Genomic DNA, 4,913 nt, shown 5'->3' on the forward strand with positions numbered 1-4,913 from the left:
CAGCCCAAGCGCTCCGCGCCGCTCACGCGACCACCCCCAGCCCCTCTCCCTCAGGGAGAGGGGAGTTAGGGATCGAGGCAACGAACGGTTTCATTGCCATTGGAAACGACTGTAACTGGGCGGCGGCTTCAGCGCACCAGATCGAGCAGCCAGGCAAAGTAGAAGCGGCTTTGAATGGTTTGCCGTTGTTGCACTTTCCAGCCCCACTCAGTAAGGTGGCTCACCAGCGTCGCCTCGCGGTGCTGATAGGCGCGGGTGGTCTTGCTGGGGCCGGGGAAAAACTCCCCCACTTTCTTCAGCAGCGTCAGCCAGGGAGTTTTGGGAGCAAAGCTGAAGAGCAGACGAGACTTGGCCAGTCCGGTCAGGTGCCTGAGCATGCGCAGGGCGTCGGCTTCGGGATAGTGGATCATCACATCCAGGCAGACGACGACATCGTACTCCCCTGTCAGTTCCTCCAAATCCAAAACCTGAAACTGGGGGTTGTCTGTGGATCCCAGCTCCATCTGTTGGCGGCGACGCGCTTCGTTAATCATTTGTTCGGAAATGTCGCTGGCAAATACCTGCGCCCCGCGGGCGGCCAAAGGCAAGCTAAGGCTGCCCACCCCGCAGCCGGCATCGCAAATGCGCAAACCGGAGGGATCCCCCAGCCATTGCAACACCGTCTCGACCGTGCGGGCATGGCCCAGTCGAATATCTTTTTGGACGAAATTGACTTCCTCGTTGCCGTAAATGCGGCGCCAGCGCTCGAAGCCGACCGTGTTGAAATAGTTGCGGACGATGGTTTTTTCCTGCATAAGACTGCCAGTTGTATGCCGGGATCCGCCGGGGAATCACTTCTTGGCAAGCCGATGTCTCCCCGGAGATGCGGATACATTCTACCTTGAAGCCGTTGCTCCCACTTCCAACCCCTATTCCACGGCTGTATTAGATGCCTACAGCGGGATAAAACTTGATGACGGAAGCTGAGATTGCCCAGGCGTTGCAGGCCAGCTTGGCTGTCCCTGTCAAAATTGCTGTCAAACGTCGCCAGGGCCATTTGCACGTTCTCCTCAACCGCTCCCCGCAAACGCAGCTCAACCACCCCCATCTCACCCAACAGGTGCGAGCCGGGCTGGAGGCGTTGGGGCATTCCGAATACGAGTGGCAGCAAACCGAGCCACTGCGGGATCCTCTCTTGGGCGCTGAGGAAACCACGCTCGTGCTGGAAAAACAAAGCCATCGGCTGCTGCAGGATCTGACGCTGGCTGCTCCCGATTCCGCCAGCCCCCAAGCCTGAGCCCAGAGAAAAGGCTCTCGACAAGAAAGCTGCTGGCAAGGGCAGATCCCGTATTGCCTGGCTGTGGCCGGCAGTGCTGATGGTCGGGATGGCGGTGGCGGTCTTGCTCCTTTTCTTTCTCTAGAAAGCAGTCTGGCTGGGGATCAAGCCGGCTGTGGTGAAGACCCGGATCCAGACGGGGCTGGGCGAGTCGAAGCTGCCCTTTGCAGGGCATCCTGCAGCATCCGCTCCACCAGCTCCGTAAACGTCCAGCCCAGAGCTGCCGCCGCATCAGGGCAAAGCGAAGTAGGGGTCATGCCGGGCAGGGTGTTCACCTCCAGCACCCAGGGGTTCTCGTCGGCATCCACCCGCAGATCCACCCGTGCCAGGCCCTCACATCCCAACACCTGATAGGCCCTTAGCCCTGCCGCCTCGCAGCGGGCCAACCCTGCCGCGCTGAGGGAACAAGGGATCAAATGCCGCGAGCCGCCGGGGGCATACTTGGCTTCGTAATCGTAAAAATCCCCCTGAGCGGGGATGATCTCAATGGCCGGGAAAACCTGGCCGGAGAGGATGGAGAGGGTGATCTCTTTGCCGGGAATGTAGCGCTCCAGGAAAACCCGCGACGAGACCGATCGGGCCAGCGCCAGCCCCTGAGCCAACGACATCTCATCCCGCGCAATGCTGATCCCCACCGTCGAGCCGCTGTTGCTGGGCTTCACTACCAGCGGGGATCCCAAGTGCGCCACGCACTCGGCCCAGGAGAGCGGCTGCGCTTCATCCCAGACCAGCCACTCAGGGGTGGGGATCCCTTCGGCGCGAAAGATCTGCTTGGAGACCAGCTTGTCCATGGCTAGGGCACTGGCCAACGGCCCGGATCCCTGGTAGGGCAGGCCTAGCCACTCCAGCATCCCCTGCACCACTCCATCCTCACCGCCGGGGCCGTGCAGGGCAATCCAAACGAACTCGCAGCCGGCCTGCCGCTCCTGCCAAAGGCGCAGCGGCAGATCCTCCTCGGGGTCGATCAGCTTTACCCGATGCCCCAGATCCTCCAGCGCCCGCTTACAGGCTTTGCCCGTGACCCAAGAGATCTGCCGTTCTGCCGAACGACCCCCTGCCAAGACAACAATGTTCATGGCTTAACCCCAAAGCACTCCCCACTCTCAGCAACCGGCACCAGGATAGCCGCATCCCCCCACTCTACCCTACGAAGGAGGGCGGCGGCGGCGCAAAAACTCGGGAATGTCCAAGCCCCCGGAAGCAGGGGGCTCAGGCTCAGGGGGCTGCCGAGGCGATGGCTCAGGGCTAGGAAAGGTGGGCTTGCGCGTCCCCACCTTGTTGGGGTTGGCAACAGCGGTTTTGGCTGCGAAAGCACTGGGTGCCGTCCGCGATCGGTCGAAACCGGTGGCGATGACGGTGATGCGCACCTCCCCTTGCATACGCTCGTCTTGCACGGTGCCGAAGATGATGTTGGCCTCCGGATCCACAGCCTCGGCGATGATCTCAGCCGCTACCGTGACCTCGTGCAACGACAGATCCAGCCCGCCGGTGATGTTGAAGAGCACGCCCTTGGCCCCTTCGATGGAAGTTTCCAGAAGGGGCGAAGACACGGCGGTAATGGCGGCTTCGCGGGCGCGGGACTTGCCGGATCCCATGCCAATGCCCATCAGGGCAGTGCCAGCATCGGCCATCACGCTGCGCACATCGGCAAAATCCACGTTGATCATGCCAGGGATGAGGATGATATCCGAGATGCCCTGCACCCCCTGGCGCAAGACATCGTCCGCGACGCGAAAGGCCTCGTGGACAGGGGTTTGCTCGGAGATCACCGAGAGCAACTTGTCGTTGGGGATCACAATCAGGGTATCCACTGCCTCCTGCAGTGCTTGGATCCCCTCTTCGGCCTGCTTGGCGCGCCGCTTGCCCTCAAAAGAAAAAGGCCGCGTTACGACTCCTACGGTTAGGGCACCGCTGGCCTTGGCAATCTGGGCAACCACAGGCGCTCCCCCTGTCCCTGTGCCCCCGCCCATGCCAGCGGCAATAAAGACCAGATCCGCCCCCTTGAGAATGGCCGCAATTTCTTCACTGGACTCTTCGGCAGCTTTCTGACCAATGGCCGGGTTGCCGCCTGCCCCCAACCCTCGGGTTAACTTTTGCCCGATTTGCAGGCGGTTCACCGTCGATGTTGAGGATTGAGCGAGGGCCTGAGCATCCGTATTGATGCTCCAAAACTCGACGCCCTTGAGGTTGCTGGCCGCCATCCGACTGACCGCGTTGCCACCTCCACCCCCCACGCCCACCACCTTAATTTTCGCGGCATTGCTCGGCATGTTCCCCTCTGGATGATTCGCCGCCTTGGTCTGGGCTCCGTTTCTCTCGTACTCGACCTGAGAGTCCTCCCCCACGTAGCGCTCACTCCAGGGGGAAGGCGTTGACTGGGCTTGCTCCAAACCCTGCCCAGGATTGGGGGGATGGAAGTCTGACCAATTGCTGGATGGCATGTCAGCCCTCAAGATAGCTTAATTCTGGCAAATATCGAGCATGCTAGCTGATTTAATATAAGGCAACTCTCCTCCGATGCCAACGGTGAAGACGTTTGTGGATCTTCTAGGCGGATGCGGCCCCCAAAAAGAGCCTCATCCGGATAATTTGGGCGCTTTCATGTTTCGTACTTTGCCTATGAATCTTCTTTTGCAGTTAAGCTTCCTCTTTTGTACAAGCGAGATTCCTATCGAAGGGTATGTATTCCCGAACACCTAGTAGATAGATCCCAAATTAGGGCAAACTGTTGCTCCCAGCGCGCTTCGGTCGGAGCCGAGCTTGCGCTTGCCTAAAAGCTAACCTTGCGTTTTCTTTTCAGAGTATTCGATAATACTCACCCCTCCCAATTAGGGCCTGGCAGACCAACCGCCAATTTTTGCCGATTTTTAATGCTGAGGTTTGGGTATTCTACAAACTACCCGAAGGCTTCCGCGCCGAAAGAGTCAGGGGGAGGGTTGCCGTCAGGGATCCGCCCATGGGCTTAGAGCAGCTGCAAATGGATCTCGGCGTTCAGCCGCTGGGGCAGGGAAATTTTAAGCACGTCCCCCTGATCCATTTCCTGGGCCGTCGTCATGTTGGCCAGGGCCTCTACCACTTCTTCGGAGTTGGCAGTCAGCACAACAACGGGGCGCTCGCCGGCGATGGGGAAATCGTGCCAGGTGCCGCGGTGCAGCAGCAGCCCGTGCCCGGCAGGGAAGCGCAGGGCTTGCACTTTGTCCAGGTCGGGGAGGGTTTTGGGGTGGTTGGGGGGAGCCATGACCATGATGAATGGCTCCTGTCCCAAGGCAACAAACAACTGGGTCATACGCAGGTGGCGCTCTAGCCAGAACACAGCCGGGTAGCCGGGCAGGATCTTGGCAGTGCGGATGACGGCTTTGCCAGTGTACTGGGAGTCGATGTTTTGCCCTTCTAAAACGCGCCCCTGATAAAAGGGGATCCCCAACCCGGGATAGGCCACATCATCCCCTAGCAGTTGGCCGAAGGGCCGCACATTTTCGGGGGTTGCCTCCACGATTGGCACACGAACAACAGGGGTGCCAGTTGGGGTCTTGCTCATGGTCGGTCTCCTCAGTTGACTGACTTTTTGAGTCATAGAGTTCTTCGGAGCAGCCGCATT

Annotated in this window: 5 protein-coding genes; 1 reads left to right on the forward strand and 4 read right to left on the reverse strand. The window is 59.9% G+C overall.

Features of this window, described 5'->3' with window-relative positions:
- Positions 1–128: 128 nt before the first annotated feature.
- Positions 129–794 carry a magnesium protoporphyrin IX methyltransferase gene (gene bchM / locus NW852_RS11180; protein WP_414370499.1) on the reverse strand — a complete coding sequence of 222 codons (666 nt, stop codon included), beginning with the start codon at positions 792–794 and terminating at the stop codon, positions 129–131.
- A gap of 158 nt (positions 795–952) precedes the next feature.
- Here bchM and NW852_RS11185 point away from each other — a divergent pair, with 158 nt between their 5' ends.
- A complete protein-coding gene (locus NW852_RS11185; RefSeq protein WP_414365927.1) occupies positions 953–1,276 on the forward strand; it encodes a hypothetical protein in 324 nt (107 codons plus the stop codon).
- A gap of 143 nt (positions 1,277–1,419) precedes the next feature.
- Here the strand turns inward: NW852_RS11185 and NW852_RS11190 are convergent, their stop codons facing one another.
- From NW852_RS11190 to NW852_RS11200, 3 genes are all read right to left on the reverse strand, one after another.
- Positions 1,420–2,391, reverse strand: a complete 972-nt coding sequence (locus NW852_RS11190) for a D-alanine--D-alanine ligase (RefSeq protein WP_414365926.1) — start codon at positions 2,389–2,391, stop codon at positions 1,420–1,422.
- 69 nt (positions 2,392–2,460) lie between these two features.
- Positions 2,461–3,585 (reverse strand): cell division protein FtsZ, encoded by a 1,125-nt coding sequence (ftsZ, locus tag NW852_RS11195; RefSeq protein WP_414365925.1) that lies wholly within the window; start codon positions 3,583–3,585, stop codon positions 2,461–2,463.
- Between the two features lie 692 nt (positions 3,586–4,277).
- Entirely contained in the window at positions 4,278–4,853 is a 576-nt protein-coding gene (locus NW852_RS11200; RefSeq protein ID WP_414426750.1) for an ureidoglycolate lyase, read from the reverse strand.
- Positions 4,854–4,913 lie beyond the last annotated feature (60 nt).

This window comes from Synechococcus sp. H60.1 (genome assembly GCF_047462335.1).
In the GTDB taxonomy this organism is placed as follows: domain Bacteria; phylum Cyanobacteriota; class Cyanobacteriia; order Thermostichales; family Thermostichaceae; genus Thermostichus.

What these genes read in the sequence shown, in the direction of transcription:
- bchM (WP_414370499.1), bottom strand. Translation starts at nt 794, where the DNA reads ATGCAGGAAAAAACCATCGTCCGCAACTATTTCAACACGGTCGGCTTC.
- NW852_RS11185 (WP_414365927.1), top strand. Translation starts at nt 953, where the DNA reads ATGACGGAAGCTGAGATTGCCCAGGCGTTGCAGGCCAGCTTGGCTGTC.
- NW852_RS11190 (WP_414365926.1), bottom strand. Translation starts at nt 2,391, where the DNA reads ATGAACATTGTTGTCTTGGCAGGGGGTCGTTCGGCAGAACGGCAGATC.
- ftsZ (WP_414365925.1), bottom strand. Translation starts at nt 3,585, where the DNA reads ATGCCGAGCAATGCCGCGAAAATTAAGGTGGTGGGCGTGGGGGGTGGA.
- NW852_RS11200 (WP_414426750.1), bottom strand. Translation starts at nt 4,853, where the DNA reads ATGAGCAAGACCCCAACTGGCACCCCTGTTGTTCGTGTGCCAATCGTG.